Raw genomic sequence first — 14,901 nt, 5'->3', positions numbered from 1 at the left:
AATTGCTGGCATCCAAACTCAAGAATATCAAAGAATTGTCAAATAAGTTTCCGTCGGCCCGTCGGGCAAAACCTTCAAACTTTGATGCTTCAAATCCACTTCAATTCCCAGCGCTTCCATCGGAATCACGCCTAAAAGTGGCGTTTTCCCCTCTGGCAATTCCAAACACTCAAAAGTCCCTTCGCGCCCGCACAGAGAAATCTTGGCATCTTGAAAAATCCTCGCCTCACTAATGCCTGTGGCTGTTTCCACCACCACTTGCTTGAGGATTTTCAAACCCAGTCTGGCGATGACATCTTTAGGCAAACACAAAGTAGTCGCGCCCGTATCCACCAAAACATTTTCTAGAGTAACAGACCTCACTTGCTCGATTGGGATCACACCATCTTCTGCTTTAGCTTCATCGATCCGATTCGTAATTACTAGGGTTGCGATAACTTTTCCCATTTGATTTTCAGTAGCTGCTTGCATAACTTTCATAATACAATAAATTACTGCTTTAATTTTAGCACATACTTATACGAATAGTAGGGCGATGTACTTTCTTTGCTTCGCTCCGCCCCTCAGCTGCTATCTGTGTCAAAAAAATCAAATTATTGCACGCCAATAAACTTGTGTGTTTGCAAAGATAACCTGTAACTAGGATTCTTTTTTAGGATTTCTAATATAATTGGAATTGCTGATTCTTTCGAGTTCCATTCCGGTTGCAAAAAAACCTGAGTTTTAACATTTTTTTGCAAATTATTGTAGTAAAAATCAACTTCTTCGCCAGTGCTAACCACCAACTTAATTTCATTAGCTCTAGTCCAGAAACGCTCTTGCACCGGATATTTAGGATTAACGTGTTCCTTAGGAGAAAGAGTAATCCAAGCCTGGGGAGAAACATCCTGCCAGCAAGCGCCCGAAGTTTCAATACTCACCTGCTTGTCAGCTTGTAACAAAGCTTCAACTAACTCCGGCAAATCCCGGTGAATGAAAGGTTCGCCACCAGTAATGACAACCCTCGGAGACTGCAATTGAGCGAGCAACTGTGCGATCGACTCGGGCACAGAGGGCAAACCTTTGCCCCCATTTGCGTAACCCGTGTCGCACCAAGGACACCGCACAGGGCAACCTGCCAATCTGATAAAATCAACTAAAGTCCCCGTCCAGTAACCTTCGCCTTGAACAGTACACTGAAAAGTCTCGTGAATCGGTAATTTTACCTGCAAATTTGAACCGAGCATTTGCGCCTCTGATTAACTAAAAAATACATCATTCTGTAGGGTGCGTTATCCGCACCTTACTCTATACTTTTGAATTTCTAAGGTGCGGATAACGCACCTTACTATATATATAAAACTGACTTGTATATTCTTAAATAATTAGCAGTTTGTGGCAATTTAAAAATGAACCGCAAACCGCAAACAACTCTTTAACTATGCTGTTCAGGTTCCATCAGAGTAGCCCAGCGACGTTTCAATGCCAAAGTCAGCCCGTCACCAATGGGGACAACACTGAGAGTAACTCTGGGATCCTTGCGCAATTTGTCGTTGAAACTACGGAGGGCGGTGGTACTTACGTCTTGTACTTCAGGGTCAGCAACTCGTCCAGACCAGAGAACATTGTCAATTACAATTAAACCGCCATTGCGTACAAGTTGCAGCGATCGCTCAAAATAAGCCTCATAATTTTCTTTATCGGCGTCGATGAAGGCAAAATCAAAGGTTCCTGCTTGTCCCTCGGCTATTAGTTTGTCGAGAGTATTTATTGCTGGGCCCAACTGCAAAGAAATCTTGTTTGCGACACCCGCCGCTTCCCAATAGCGTCGCGCGATCGCAGTATATTCCTCGCTGACATCGCAAGCAATAATTTGACCGTTAGGAGGCAGCGCTAAAGCTACGCACAGCGAGCTATAACCAGTAAAAACCCCTATTTCTATGGTTTTTCTCGCTCCCATAAGCTGCACCAGCAGTTCCATAAACTGACCTTGTTCGGGAGCTATCTGCATCTGGGCCATAGGATGGTTAGCAGTTTCTTCCCGTAGTGAAGCGAGAATATCGGGTTCCCGCAGAGAAATAGATAACAGATAATCGTAAAGTTGATTTTCTAGGCCAAGAGTTGAGTTCGCCATCGGTTTGTCCTTGTTGCTGACTTTTGATTTTAGATGGTAGACGCGCCGTTAATGGAAATCGGAGAATGTAGAGTTAATTTTGGCACCTATTTTGCTGTGGCTGATGACAGGTTGCAGTAGCAGTGTCTCGGTTACAGAGAGGCAAGTTGCAAAACGCCCGATCTACTTCCAAATCAGTTTATCTCAGCCACAGGTGATTTAGCAGCTCTGGAAAAGAAAAATCGATAGAGGGGATCGTTTTAAGATTGCTGGGTTCGTCCCCATGCGTAACCCCCTGAGCGATACCACTTCTCAAAAATAATGCAACTGTAGACAAGCTGCAAACCCATACATAATCAGCCATTCCCATCTTAAATCTCAAATCTCCAATCTCAAATGGTATGAATTGGGGAGAAAGTGACTTGATCCCGATCGCTTAGTAGATGAACTGCGCCAAACCTTAGTAGTCAAAAGCGAGTGAAATGAAGCAATCGCAGAGGTGGTGATTCGTTTAGATTCTCTTACATTGTAAACTTTTTTCGTCTCGCTATCCTTAATCCCCAATGCCTAATTATTGAGGGCTTACGCACTCCCAAAAAACAAACTGTTTCATTTAACTCTTATTGATGGGTTAAAGTCGGTGTATTTTCCTGAAACAAACCAGGGTTCTAGAAACCCTGGTGTCCCGGAGTATTTCTAATTACTAATAACCAGGGTTTAATAGGACGATTACTTAACTGTCACAGCTTATTCCTCCACATCTAAACAACCTACCCATAATTAAAACAACATCCCACGATTGAGGTAGAGCAAGTATTTGTGGGGAAAAAATAGGTTTCTATCAACCCTTGCCCCGCACTATTACTCATAACTAATGAACCGGGAGCAATAGGACGATTACTTAACTGTCACAGCTTATTCCTCCATACCTAAACAACCTACCCACAATCAAAACAACATTCCACCAAGGCAATCGCTATGTATTACACTTTTGCAGGTTTCGGTGCGTGCACAGGCATATTTTTGCTGCTAGTTTTTGCCATTCTGCAATGGCTGCACGTCTCGGCAGGCAGTTTTATTGATTGGGTAATTGCCATTGCTATTTTTGAATGGCTGTTGCTGATAGTTACAGTTCCCTGGAATATCCATTTTGAAGCTAAAGAAGTTTTAGCGCAAGCCGCAGAATCTACAAAAAAAAACATTGCTGTCGATCGGGAACAACTCAAATACGTTACTGTATTAGCGAGCCGATCGCTCTTTGTGGCGATCGCACTTCACCTGTTTAGCGCGATCGCACTTTACGCCCTAGCAGCCACCGGAATTAGTGCTGTTGGCTATCTCAGTTCCGGTGCTGCACTGCTGTTAACTGTACTGCGTCCAGCTATCCGAGGTTATCAGTATTTAGCCCAGCGGCTGACAACTATCCGCAGCCAATTTTTGCACCCCCGCGAAGATATTGTCGAACTCCGCAGCCGCTTTGCAGAGTTAGAATCTACAGTTAGAAATTTGACGGCTCAATTAGATTCAGACGATCCGAATTCTTGGGCTGCTGTCCAAGAGCGGGAGCAACGGGCCACCAAAATAGAATTAACTAATTTAGCCGCATCTCTACAATCCTTGCGATCGACAAATCAGGCAGAACACACTAAACTGGCAAGAGATGCAGAAAGTGCGATCGGCCAACTCACCGAGGACGGACAATTTCTCAACCACGTCCGCGAAATCATCCGCTTCTATAAAGAAGCATAAAAGAAGTCATTAGTGATTAGTGATTAGTGATTAGTGATTAGTCATTAGTCATTAGTCATTCTGCCAATTACCAATTCTCTATTTCCCATTCTCTATTACCTATCTTTAGATAGATGTCAAATCCTCGCCGACTGTGAACTATTCAATGAATAGAGAATTTTATCAGTCTTGAGGAAGACTCAATAAATGTATTTTTCATATAGCAACCGCCCTGACGGTTAGGACGTTCTTAATTGCTGAAACCCTTGCAGAAGATTGCTTCTTCCTTCTCTCCTAGATAAATAAAACCTTTTTCCTTCTACCTTCTTCCTTCAACATCTGCTATAACAGCAAGTTCTCGAAAACTATAACCAAAGATAGTTTGTGAATGAGCTAGCTTAGGCTTAATATTTAAACATAAGCCAAACATCTTTTTGTAAAGATAACTCAGGAAAAAATCATGACTAATCGCCAACCAATACCGCCCGAAAAAGAAATTAGCAAAGCAACACCGGCAGACGAACAAATCGAAGCTAAGATGGAAGCCCCCCACTACGACAGGGGCATTACTCCTGCGGAGACAGCAGCGCGGCAAGAACGCGAAGGCTCCAACTTCATGCACACAACCACCGAAGCGAAGCAGAAAAGTGCAAAAACTGATGACCAAACCGATGACGAAAGCATTCACACTACAGATGGTTATACAGTAGACAAAGAAGGTCTGGTTAACAATTACGCGATCGAACCGGAAATGTACATCAACGAACCGGGCGATTTGAGAGCCAAAGAGGAAGCCGAAGCCCAAGAACGCGCTCGAATTCTCGCAGAAGTCAAAGATAAAAAAGGCGAGGAAGGAAAACTGACAATGGATGCAGACACCCGCGGCAAAGGGCCGGGAATTATCTAGATTGTGTGGTTGGTAGTTGCATTTGGGCGCGCGAGGTTGCAACTGTAAAGCAAAGGGGGGGGTTTTTATAGTTCCGGCAGTTATCGATCGATATTTGCGGTAAAACCAGCCCCTTTTTTGCTTTCGACTTCTGTTTTGAGACTTGAGAGTTGACATCGATAATAAATTACCGTATGTATTGGCCACTTTTGACACCCCACTCAAAAACGCCTTAACATTACTCAAGCCTTAACATTTTCCCTCAGCCAATTAAACTTAGCCTCAGCTAGCGCCAAATTTTCCATGACGTGAGGATTGGTATCTTCCCGTTCAAATTCTGGTTGATCTAATTCTATATTGCGACCGTATTCTATAAGTCTGATCGTACCGCGCATCCTGTCTGCCAGACACAGTGAAATTCCATAATAAAACCGGGAAGCAAAGCCCATATCCTGTTGAAGTTTGATTACTAACTGCCGCCTGGGAATTGACAGCAAGTGAGTTTCTTCGATCGCCTTCACCGTTGCCAAAGGAGGACGACTATCAATGAAAGAAACTTCTCCGACAAGTTCTCCGCTGGCTATTTTAGCAAGTTCTTTAGTCTGCTCAGCCTCGATCAAAACGCTTAAACTCCCATCCAAAACAATGTATAGCGCATCGATCTGTCTCCCTTCATGGATCAAAATCGCGCCCGGATCTAGAACTTCCTTTTTGCCTTTTTGGACGATCCAGTCGATATCGTCGTTATTTAACTCGCTCAAAATGAAAAGGGCTTTTTTTCTGCTGCTGTCGGCCATAAGTTTAGCTCCCGATGCTTCTTTTTTGTATAAAATTTAGAGTACACGCGGTCGCAACTTCTTCCGAAGCAGTCACTCCTCGCTTAATACAGTTTTTTTTCTTCTGCCTAACTTCTTCGCCAAACGTTTCTCGGGCAGGTCTTGCTAATCGCAGAAGATAAATCAAACTGAATCATAATCTTTCAATACTAGCATTTGTTAAACAATCTTTTTTAAGTCGAGGAGCCTACACAAAATCCAGCTTCAGACCCGTCTCAAAAGCAATTGGGTTCGCCCGCACAGCTTTGCTGCGGGCTCGGGCGCGGCAGACAATACTCCGCGCCCAGTCTTGCTTACTACTAAATCGATCGCAAATCAGGATAGCCGGCCAACATATCGTCAGCAGTCAGAGTGTCCCCGTTCGCTTGAGGAGTCCACAGCACCTCAACCGCCAGCAACTGCTCGCTTGATACTCCCCCAATCTGGCGCAAAGCTTGGCGCAAATCTTCAGAATTTTTCACGGCTGGCAATTGCAATTTGCCTTGAGTACCGACAATCACCGTCACCACAATATATTCCCCGGGCTCTGAATTCAAATCAGAAGCAACCAGCCCACCTTTTTCCTGCAAACCTGGCAGGATATTGCTGCTCCCTGCTTGTCGGAGCTGGTTGTTATAATTCGACAGCGTTTCTTCAGTAAATTTGCTGCGTTCTGCCAAAGAAAATTGATTAAACTTAGCTTCGGCTGCTTCCAAGCGAGTTTGGACAGATTCAGCGCCCGCGTAAGCCCAGTATTCAGGATGCCGCAGCAGCGCCAGAGTAGATTCTTGCAGGACTTGAGCGCGACCCGTAGCGGTATCGGTATCCGCTTTTAGCGCTAGGGAGTCGAGTTCGGCTTGCAAACCGCGGGCCTCTGCTAGCAAACCGACTTGCAAGCGGGCGACAGATACAGTGGTAGTGGGGACGCTGTTGCCGAGTTCGTCAGTTGTGCCCCCGGCGCGGCGGAAGCTTTGGACGAGGAAATTAGCGATAGAGATAAAAATCAAAATCGAGAACAGGCCGCCAAACCCGCCCCCAAAGCCAAAAAACGGCAGCAAGAACGGGAAACCGAAACCGCCGCCAAAGCCGCCGCCCGGGTAGTAACCCCCTCCCGAGGGCGCGTAAGTGCGGCTCGGCGATGAGTAACTGCGCGCCGGAGCTCTAAAAGATCCGCCGCCGATGCGTCCTCCGCTGCGGGCCGCCAGAGCTCCGTCAGCGTTACCGAGGGCGAGCGTCAGTACCAGACCGATCGCGAATAGTGATTTCAAAAGCGGTTTGATCTTTGAAAGTAGTTGCTTGTACATAAGACCGTTACTATTCGATACATTTATAATTTACAGTTTATTCTCGCTTCTGGGCAGGCTGGTTGCAGGTGTGAAGCCAGCGAGATATCCGTACCAACCGATCCTGCAAACACCGGCACCGGCTCAGTCTGGCAACGGGAAAGGCCCGAAAAAACTTGCATTCCTGACGAAGAATAATCGACATCGCGGGTTTTACAGAAGTTTACGTAAGTACAGGGCGATCGGCCAACAATAAGCTCTAGACTTTTAAAGAAACGCCGCGAGTCCTAGAAAACAGGGCTTTATCTACCGTAAAAAAAACATTATGTTTCCAACTCACCGTCCCCGCCGCCTCCGCAACCATCCCCAACTCCGCCGGATGGTACGCGAAAATATCTTGACAACCAGCGATTTAATTTACCCCTTATTTGCCGTACCGGGGGAAGCTTTTGCTAAAGAAGTCACATCGATGCCCGGAGTCTACCAGCTATCGGTAGACAAAATAGTAGAAGAAGCAAAAGAAGTCTACGACCTTGGCATTCCCGCGATTATTTTATTCGGCATTCCCGCAGATAAAGACACAGATGCTACAGGTGCTTGGCACGACTGCGGCATCGTCCAACAAGCGACGGAAGCAGTTAAAAAAGCCGTACCCGATTTAATCGTCATCGTCGATACTTGTCTGTGCGAATATACCAGTCACGGTCACTGCGGCTATTTGGAAGTCGGAGATTTAAGCGGCCGCGTATTGAACGATCCGACACTAGAATTGCTCAAGAAAACCGCCGTTGCTCAAGCTAAAGCCGGTGCCGATATTATCGCACCTTCGGGAATGATGGACGGTTTTGTCGGAGCAATTCGCCAAGGATTGGACTCCGCTGGATTTGAAGATATTCCCATCATGTCTTACGCGGCAAAATACGCCTCAGCTTATTATGGCCCGTTCCGAGATGCGGCCGATTCTGCTCCACAATTTGGCGATCGGCGCACCTATCAAATGGATCCGGGAAACGGCCGCGAAGCTCTTAAAGAAATTGCTCTCGACATTGCCGAAGGCGCAGATATGCTCATGGTTAAACCCGCTTTAGCTTACATGGACATCATCTGGCGCGTGAAGGAAGCAACTAACCTGCCAGTTGCTGCTTACAACGTTTCTGGAGAATATGCGATGGTGAAAGCCGCCGCCCTCAACGGTTGGATAGACGAAGAAAGAGTGGTGATGGAAACCTTGACAGGATTCAAGCGTGCTGGTACTGATTTGATTTTGACTTATCACGCCAAAGACGCCGCCCGCTGGCTGCAAAACTGATACACTCGATTAGAGATTAGAGATTAGAGAATTGACTCCACAGCACAATCTTCGGCTGTTCTCGTGGAGTCATATCATGGACGGTTACACCAGAATCATGTTGACGGTTGACGGTTGACTGTTCACGGCGTCAACCGTCAACCGTCAACCGTCAACTCGAATTTACTATTCCGATGCTAACCGATTTGCGATCGATACCTCTGTCGATAGATAATTCTTGAGGCATGACGCACCCTACAAATTCTGGCTTACTGATAAACGATGTCTCGAAACCGGGTTTTTACCGTTTCGGTGGGCTGTAACGAAGTATTGGTATGAAAAAACCCCGTTTCTCTGTAGGTGGGGGGCTCGTCGATCTAGATTGTTGGTATTCGTTAGATATGGTTGGTAAAACCCCCCCTACTCCAAACCCATACAAAATTAGTCATTCCCCATCTCAAATTTCCAATCTCAAATCTCAAATGGTATGAGTTATCAGTTAGGAATTCTGAGTCAAAGACTTTTTTACAAAAAATAGCCAAAAAGTATTAATAATCACCGAATTTAGTTAAAAAATATGTGTGAATAAAAATAGTTTTGTAAATGGGGAATTAAATCATTGATTGTTCCCAAGCAAAATCAACTATACCCAGTTAGACAGTAAAAGTAACACACTTTAGATACAACTTGAAGGCAGATAGATCATGAAATCAACGACTAGAGATTCCAGTCACATTCAATTTTGTATAGGTCGCGATCGCGCAGACATCGTACAGATCCAAGAACTATTTAAAGCAACCGCCTTTTGGGCGAGGGAACGCAAGATAGAAGATTGGGAAATTGCGATCGGCAACAGCGAACCAGTTGTTACAGTTTGGGACGGCTCACGGGCGATCGGCTTTGCCAGAGCCACCTCAGACGGCATCTATCGAGCCACCATCTGGGATGTCGCCATTCACCCGGATTATCAAGGTGCAGGACTCGGCCGCCAATTAGTGCAAACCGTCTTGAGTCACCCTCGAATGTGCCGAGTTGAGCGAGTTTACCTGATGACAACTTACAAACAAAGCTTCTACGAGCGCATCGGTTTTCAGAAAAACGCTAGCACCACAATGGTACTTGAAAATCAGGTTCTAGAAGAGATTGTCGAATTAGAAATTAGCAAGAGCGAATTGCTAACTGCTAATTGTTAAATAAGCACAAAACTTGCACCGAAATCTATAATATGTAGGGTGCGCATTGCGCACCTTACTCCCTGTAAAGAATTTCCATCTTTCATATTCTCTCCAACCTCTTGCCGATCTCCGTTAACTCTGTTAAATCCGTTGCCCTGTTCCCGACTTCTGTTAAATCCGTTAAATCCGTTACATCCCCCCGTACACTGCTCGTTGCCGAACTTCCTTCTTCACGAATTTGCCAAAGGAATAGAACACTGAGTCCGGTTAAAATTGCACTCTTCGGAGTCAGAAGGCACAGCCAGAACCTCTAGCTTTCCGCTCATCAAACTTAAAAGAGTCTGATTCATCAATAACTTCATTCCAGAAGACACCAAAGAATTATCGCTGCTTTTAGTAGCATCACACTCCAAATCGTGCTTCAGCAAATCCCAAGACTCGCTCCAAGCACTAACTGAACGCTGATCGTCCACCCAAATGTGAACATATCCAGATGCCGGCGAAGAATGGGCAGAAACAGAAATACTGCCCTCCTCCATCTGAGCAACAGCAGTATCTACCAAATTGACTAAAACTTGCCTAAACCTCGGCAAATCTGCCAATACATAAATCTCGGGATCTGGCGGCAATATCTCCAAACGAATGCCCCGGTTAGCAGCTTGCAAGTAAGTTAAATCATCAACTTCTTCAAAAACCTTAGCTAACTGAATCGGCTCAATATCCATCCTTTCAGTGCCATGTTCAGTTTTAGCAACAGAGATAATTTCATCTATCAATTTCACCAGCTTGAGTGCCGCGACGTGAGCTTGCTCGACAAACTCTCGTTCCTCAGCAGGATCGTCGCACAAATCCGAGAGAATTAATTGCAGCGTACCAATCATAGTGCTCAGCGGCGATCGCAACTCGTGAGAAGTTCGAGCCAAAAAACCCGCCTTAAATTGGCTCATCTCCGATGCCATCTGATAAGCCAATTGAGTTTGCTTAAGTTGCTCGCAAAGGGCATCAAACTTCTCTAAGTGAATTTCTTGAGGAGTTGGCTGCACTGCGGGCTCGGGTTCGGGCTGTTGCGAGCTTTTTTGCAGCAGGCGCCAAATCCAACTGCCTCCCACACCCAGTCCCAGTCCCATACCTAAATATATAAAGTCGCTCCAGCCGATCGGCGCCATATTGCTTTGCCTTGGAGTTTAGCTTTTAGCATTCTAACTCGATCGCGCCCTGTCGCAATATTTTCCACTCGCTGCCAGTCCATTTAGCCACAGTGGAAGGCAAACTCGAAGCTGTTGTCCCTGTTGCTAATTCCGAAGCAACTAATGTCAAGACTTCCGGAAACTGAGCCTCAATTTCTGCCACCGACTCCAGAGGCGGTTGGCCGGATAAATTGGCACTCGTGGTAGCCAAAGGGCCTGTCTGCTCTAGAATCTTTAGGGCAAGGGGATGGTTGGGGACTCGTAGCCCTATTGTACTCGGGTCGATCGGATTCATCGCCGCCGGGACTTTTGGCGAAGCCGGCAGCACCAAAGTTAACGCCCCCGGCCAATAGGATGCTGCCACTTGCTGCCACAAGTTTAACTCTACTGGGTTCCCCTGCACGTAAGGCCACAAAGCCTCGGCCGATGCTGCCATCAAAATCAGCGGTTTGTCTTGACTGCGGCGTTTAGCTGCAAAAATCAACTCCGAGCGATCGGGCCTGACAGCCAAAGCTGGTACGGTATCAGTGGGAAAACTGACAATATAATCTCCTGAAATTGCCCCTTGAATCAAGGAGTCGATCGAAACTTGAGCCATCATTCGATTTTAGATTTTAGATTTTAGATTTTAGATTGAAGAATTTGGTCTGCGTTTTATTTAAATAATTGTAGCGGCGTTTACCGATATTGTGGTGCAGCAATTCTCGGAAATCCCACAATTGCCCTTCACCGCTGAATGCAAGCTTGGGTATAATAAAAGTCGATTCTGGCACAGGATAGAGGGATGGCACGGGATAGATTACTAATAAATTTATGGCTTCAATAAAAATTTTAAAAGATTCCCATTTGAAAGTCTCTCTCTTTAAATGTAACTTTTTATTACAACTTATAAAACTTCTGAGAAACTGTACATTAATATAATAAGCATAAAAAAGTTATCTTTGGTAAAAAATCAGCTCTATCATAAAATTAGCGGAGAGAAAGAAAATATGGATCCAATTACTACAGCATTTGTGACTGCTCTGGCTATTCCTATGGCTAAAGATGTGATCAAAGATGGTTACGAAGCTCTCAAAAAAGCATTAAAAAACAAATTTGGTGATGAAAGTGATGTAGTAAATGCAGTTGAGCAATTAGAAAAAAAACCCGACTCCGAAGGCCGTAAAGCTATTCTACAAGAAGAAATTGAAAATGCCAAGATTTACAACGATCCTCAGATGGTTAAATTAGCTGAAGAATTATTGAAACAGATAGAACCTGAAGAGCCCGCAGCAGCAAGTAAGTTTAAAACAGAGTTTCAGGGTGAGGTCAAGGGTGCTCAGATCGGTGACGGGAACACACAAGAAAATACATTTAGCTAAAATAGAATTAACAGCCACTAGAGGGTTTAATGGAGCCGGACACACCTAAATACAATCCCAGGTTTGCAGAGGAAGTAAAAGGTCTTGTAGTCGGTGAAAAAAATACTATCTACAACTACTTTTACTACAGTCAAGAAGCGAAAATTAGACCTCCTGATTCGGCTAAGGATTCTGATGAAATTCTCCCCTGTCCTTATCGGGGCTTATTTCACTTTGGCCCCGATGATGCAGAGTTTTTTTTTGGTCGTGAAGTCTTTGTAACAGAACTCCTTCAGGCAACTCAAAACCGTAACTTTATTCCCGTTTTAGGTGCATCGGGCAGTGGTAAATCTTCTGTAGTATTTGCGGGAATTGTACCCAAGCTACAACAAAAAGGTAATTGGAAATTTACTCATTTTCGTCCTGGAAATGACCCTTTTCATGCTTTAGCTTTAGCGCTGGTTCCCCTTTATACGCCAGAAATTGATGCCACAGATCGGATTGCTCAAGCTCGTAAGTTAGCGGATTACTTGCGAGGTGATACAATTCCTATATCTGATATTTTTTCTCAAATCAAACAACATCATCCTAACGATCGCGTCTTATTAATTGCCGATCAATTTGAAGAGTTATATACTCTCTGTAGTGATGAGAAAATTCGCCGCAGTTTCCTCGATATTTTATTAGCTAGTTTTGCTGCTCCTAATTCCCAGTTATCATCGGCGGTCTTGTTAACAACAATGCGGGCGGACTTTTTGGGAAATGCTCTTTCCTATCGTCCTTTTGCCGATTTATTGCAAAATGCTGATATTAAATTAGGAGCAATGAATCGTGAGGAACTCTCACAGGTGATCGAAAAACCTGCTGATAAATTAGGAGTAAAATTTGCCGATGGATTAGTGGAACGTATCCTTGATGATGTCGAAAATGAACCGGGAAATTTACCATTGTTAGAGTTTGCTTTAACGGAGCTGTGGGAACGACGTAAAGGAAAAGAGTTAACTCATACTGCCTATGAGGAACTTGGCGAGGTGCAAGGCGCTTTAACGACTTATGCTAACGCTCAATATAAACAATTGAATCTCTCTCAGCAAAAGCAGGTACAACGGATTTTTATTCAATTAGTGCGTCCGGGTGAGGGTGCAGAAGATACCCGGCGAATGGCATTGAAAGCAGAATTGGGCGAGCAAAGTTGGTCGTTAGTAAAACAACTTGCCGATGCTCGGTTAGTGGTGACAAGCCGTAATTCTGCAAGTATTGATACAGTGGAAGTTGTCCATGAAGCGCTGATTAAAAATTGGGGTCAACTGCGAGAATGGATGTCAGCAGACCGAGATTTTCGCTCTTGGCAAGAGCGTTTACGGGCGGCTATGCAACAATGGCAAGAGGCACAACAAGATGAGGGGGCGTTGTTACGAGGTGTGCCATTGGTAGTGGCGGAAAGTTGGTTACAAAAGCGCTCAGATGAACTGAGTTCAGGAGAGCGAGATTTTATTCAGAACAGTGTAATACTTCGAGAACGGCAAAAACAACAAGAGAAACGCCTCAGACAGTGGATTACTTTCGGATCGAGCGCTGCCTTTATCGTTGCTTTAAGTTTATCAGGGTTCGCCGGCTGGCAATGGCGACAAGTAGAAATCACAAGAAGTGACGTCATGGCTGGCTCTGCTAAGCTATTTTTTAGCCAAGGGAAAGAGTTGGATGCCGTGATGGAAAGTTTACGGGCAAAACTATTAGTCCAACGTCTCAAAGCTGAACCCTCAATAGAGTTGCTAGGTACATTACAACAGGTAGTTTCAGAGGTAAGAGAACGTAACCGCTTGGAAACCCATAGCAATTTGGTTTCGAGTGTCAGTTTCAGCCCCGATGGTAAAACCTTGGCTTCTGGCAGTTATGACAAGACCATCAAACTCTGGGATATCACCACTGGCAAGGAAATCCGCACTCTCCAGGGGCATAGCAGTTCGGTTAATAGTGTCAGTTTCAGCCCCGATGGTAAAACGTTGGCTTCTGGCAGTGTTGACAACACCATCAAACTCTGGGATATCACCACTGGCAAGGAAATCCGCACTCTCCAGGGGCATAGCAATTCGGTTAGGGGTGTCAGTTTCAGCCCCGATGGTAAAACCTTGGCTTCTGGCAGTTATGACAAGACCATCAAACTCTGGGATATCACCACTGGCAAGGAAATCCGCACTCTCCAGGGGCATAGCAGTTCGGTTAATAGTGTCAGTTTCAGCCCCGATGGTAAAACCTTGGCTTCTGACAGTGATGACAAGACCATCAAACTCTGGGATATCACCACTGGCAAGGAAATCCGCACTCTCCAGGGGCATAGCAATTCGGTTAATAGTGTCAGTTTCAGCCCCGATGGTAAAACCTTGGCTTCTGGCAGTGATGACAAGACCATCAAACTCTGGGATATCACCACTGGTAAGGAAATCCGCACTCTCCAGGGGCATAGCAATTTCGTTAATAGTGTCAGTTTCAGCCCCGATGGTAAAACCTTGGCTTCTGGCAGTGAGGACAAGACCATCAAACTCTGGGATATCACCACTGGCAAGGAAATCCCCACTCTCCTGGGGCATAGCGATTTGGTTAATAGTGTCAGTTTCAGCCCCGATGGTAAAACCTTAGCTTCTGGCAGTGTTGACAAGACCATCAAACTCTGGGATATCACCACTGGCAAGGAAATCCGCACCCTCCAGGGGCATAGCAATTCGGTTATTAGTGTCAGTTTCAGCCCCGATGGTAAAACCTTGGCTTTTGGCAGTAGAAACAATACCATCAAACTCTGGGATATCACCACTGACCAGGAAATCCGCACTCTCCAGGGGCATAGCAGTTGGGTTAATAGTGTCAGTTTCAGCCCCGATGGTAAAACTTTGGCTTCTGGCAGTGGAGACAATACAGTGATTTTATGGGATGTGAATTTTGAAGATTTACTGGTGCGCGGTTGCGACAAGGTGCGGGTTTATTTGCACAACTCCAGCGCAAATGTCAGCGAGAGTGACAGACATCTATGTGATGGTATTGTAAAACTTCATTGAGTTTATAAGCAATTATAAACAATAATGGTATTATGTTGTGAGTGTTGAATAAGGAAT

General features: G+C 45.1%; 13 protein-coding genes. 6 read left to right on the top strand and 7 right to left on the bottom strand.

Annotated features, from left to right (window positions below):
- Positions 1–27: 27 nt before the first annotated feature.
- From QUB56_RS24705 to QUB56_RS24695, 3 genes are all read right to left on the bottom strand, one after another.
- The gene (locus tag QUB56_RS24705; protein ID WP_332958848.1) at positions 28–471 is read right to left on the bottom strand and encodes a retroviral-like aspartic protease family protein; all 444 of its coding nucleotides are present in this window, start codon (positions 469–471) and stop codon (positions 28–30) included.
- 122 nt (positions 472–593) lie between these two features.
- On the bottom strand, positions 594–1,226 hold the full coding sequence (locus QUB56_RS24700) for a 7-carboxy-7-deazaguanine synthase QueE (RefSeq protein ID WP_332958803.1): 633 nt from the start codon (positions 1,224–1,226) through the stop codon (positions 594–596).
- A gap of 188 nt (positions 1,227–1,414) precedes the next feature.
- The gene (locus tag QUB56_RS24695; RefSeq protein ID WP_332958802.1) at positions 1,415–2,113 is read right to left on the bottom strand and encodes a class I SAM-dependent methyltransferase; all 699 of its coding nucleotides are present in this window, start codon (positions 2,111–2,113) and stop codon (positions 1,415–1,417) included.
- Positions 2,114–3,070: 957 nt separating this feature from the next.
- Here QUB56_RS24695 and QUB56_RS24690 point away from each other — a divergent pair.
- Positions 3,071–3,841 carry a hypothetical protein gene (locus QUB56_RS24690; protein WP_332958801.1) on the top strand — a complete coding sequence of 257 codons (771 nt, stop codon included), beginning with the start codon at positions 3,071–3,073 and terminating at the stop codon, positions 3,839–3,841.
- Between the two features lie 439 nt (positions 3,842–4,280).
- On the top strand, positions 4,281–4,727 hold the full coding sequence (locus QUB56_RS24685; RefSeq protein WP_332958800.1) for a hypothetical protein: 447 nt from the start codon (positions 4,281–4,283) through the stop codon (positions 4,725–4,727).
- Between the two features lie 221 nt (positions 4,728–4,948).
- On the opposite strand, the gene QUB56_RS24680 is transcribed toward QUB56_RS24685, so the two are convergent.
- Both QUB56_RS24680 and QUB56_RS24675 read right to left on the bottom strand, forming a co-directional pair.
- Positions 4,949–5,503 carry a cyclic nucleotide-binding domain-containing protein gene (locus tag QUB56_RS24680; protein WP_332958799.1) on the bottom strand — a complete coding sequence of 185 codons (555 nt, stop codon included), beginning with the start codon at positions 5,501–5,503 and terminating at the stop codon, positions 4,949–4,951.
- Positions 5,504–5,841: 338 nt separating this feature from the next.
- The gene (locus QUB56_RS24675; RefSeq protein ID WP_332958798.1) at positions 5,842–6,825 is read right to left on the bottom strand and encodes a DUF1517 domain-containing protein; all 984 of its coding nucleotides are present in this window, start codon (positions 6,823–6,825) and stop codon (positions 5,842–5,844) included.
- Between the two features lie 304 nt (positions 6,826–7,129).
- Here QUB56_RS24675 and hemB point away from each other — a divergent pair, with 304 nt between their 5' ends.
- Together hemB and QUB56_RS24665 are read left to right on the top strand one after the other, a co-directional pair.
- On the top strand, positions 7,130–8,113 hold the full coding sequence (gene hemB / locus QUB56_RS24670; RefSeq protein ID WP_332958797.1) for a porphobilinogen synthase: 984 nt from the start codon (positions 7,130–7,132) through the stop codon (positions 8,111–8,113).
- Between the two features lie 683 nt (positions 8,114–8,796).
- Positions 8,797–9,285, top strand: a complete 489-nt coding sequence (locus QUB56_RS24665) for a GNAT family N-acetyltransferase (protein ID WP_332958796.1) — start codon at positions 8,797–8,799, stop codon at positions 9,283–9,285.
- A gap of 212 nt (positions 9,286–9,497) precedes the next feature.
- On the opposite strand, the gene QUB56_RS24660 is transcribed toward QUB56_RS24665, so the two are convergent.
- A complete protein-coding gene (locus tag QUB56_RS24660) occupies positions 9,498–10,433 on the bottom strand; it encodes a HAMP domain-containing sensor histidine kinase (RefSeq protein WP_332958795.1) in 936 nt (311 codons plus the stop codon).
- A 25-nt stretch (positions 10,434–10,458) separates the two neighbouring features.
- The gene (locus QUB56_RS24655) at positions 10,459–11,052 is read right to left on the bottom strand and encodes an L-threonylcarbamoyladenylate synthase (RefSeq protein WP_332958847.1); all 594 of its coding nucleotides are present in this window, start codon (positions 11,050–11,052) and stop codon (positions 10,459–10,461) included.
- A gap of 391 nt (positions 11,053–11,443) precedes the next feature.
- Between QUB56_RS24655 and QUB56_RS24650 the strand changes: the two genes are divergently transcribed.
- Both QUB56_RS24650 and QUB56_RS24645 read left to right on the top strand, forming a co-directional pair.
- Positions 11,444–11,815, top strand: a complete 372-nt coding sequence (locus QUB56_RS24650) for a hypothetical protein (RefSeq protein ID WP_332958794.1) — start codon at positions 11,444–11,446, stop codon at positions 11,813–11,815.
- Positions 11,816–11,844: 29 nt separating this feature from the next.
- Complete coding sequence (locus QUB56_RS24645) at positions 11,845–14,844, top strand: WD40 repeat domain-containing protein (protein ID WP_332958793.1); 3,000 nt, start codon at positions 11,845–11,847, stop codon at positions 14,842–14,844.
- The last annotated feature ends 57 nt before the right edge of the window (positions 14,845–14,901 follow it).

The organism is Microcoleus sp. AR_TQ3_B6, from assembly GCF_036702785.1.
Lineage (GTDB): Bacteria > Cyanobacteriota > Cyanobacteriia > Cyanobacteriales > Microcoleaceae > Microcoleus.
The sequence above is the reverse complement of the archived record's forward strand: the minus strand, read 5'-3'. Positions and strand labels throughout refer to the sequence as shown.

Excerpts from the sequence above, each read along its gene's own strand:
- QUB56_RS24690 (WP_332958801.1), top strand. The coding sequence starts at position 3,071 with ATGTATTACACTTTTGCAGGTTTCGGTGCGTGCACAGGCATATTTTTG.
- QUB56_RS24675 (WP_332958798.1), bottom strand. The coding sequence starts at position 6,825 with ATGTACAAGCAACTACTTTCAAAGATCAAACCGCTTTTGAAATCACTA.
- QUB56_RS24660 (WP_332958795.1), bottom strand. The coding sequence starts at position 10,433 with ATGGCGCCGATCGGCTGGAGCGACTTTATATATTTAGGTATGGGACTG.
- hemB (WP_332958797.1), top strand. The coding sequence starts at position 7,130 with ATGTTTCCAACTCACCGTCCCCGCCGCCTCCGCAACCATCCCCAACTC.
- QUB56_RS24655 (WP_332958847.1), bottom strand. The coding sequence starts at position 11,052 with ATGGCTCAAGTTTCGATCGACTCCTTGATTCAAGGGGCAATTTCAGGA.
- QUB56_RS24665 (WP_332958796.1), top strand. The coding sequence starts at position 8,797 with ATGAAATCAACGACTAGAGATTCCAGTCACATTCAATTTTGTATAGGT.
- QUB56_RS24645 (WP_332958793.1), top strand. The coding sequence starts at position 11,845 with ATGGAGCCGGACACACCTAAATACAATCCCAGGTTTGCAGAGGAAGTA.
- QUB56_RS24700 (WP_332958803.1), bottom strand. The coding sequence starts at position 1,226 with ATGCTCGGTTCAAATTTGCAGGTAAAATTACCGATTCACGAGACTTTT.
- QUB56_RS24650 (WP_332958794.1), top strand. The coding sequence starts at position 11,444 with ATGGATCCAATTACTACAGCATTTGTGACTGCTCTGGCTATTCCTATG.
- QUB56_RS24705 (WP_332958848.1), bottom strand. The coding sequence starts at position 471 with ATGCAAGCAGCTACTGAAAATCAAATGGGAAAAGTTATCGCAACCCTA.
- QUB56_RS24680 (WP_332958799.1), bottom strand. The coding sequence starts at position 5,503 with ATGGCCGACAGCAGCAGAAAAAAAGCCCTTTTCATTTTGAGCGAGTTA.
- QUB56_RS24685 (WP_332958800.1), top strand. The coding sequence starts at position 4,281 with ATGACTAATCGCCAACCAATACCGCCCGAAAAAGAAATTAGCAAAGCA.
- QUB56_RS24695 (WP_332958802.1), bottom strand. The coding sequence starts at position 2,113 with ATGGCGAACTCAACTCTTGGCCTAGAAAATCAACTTTACGATTATCTG.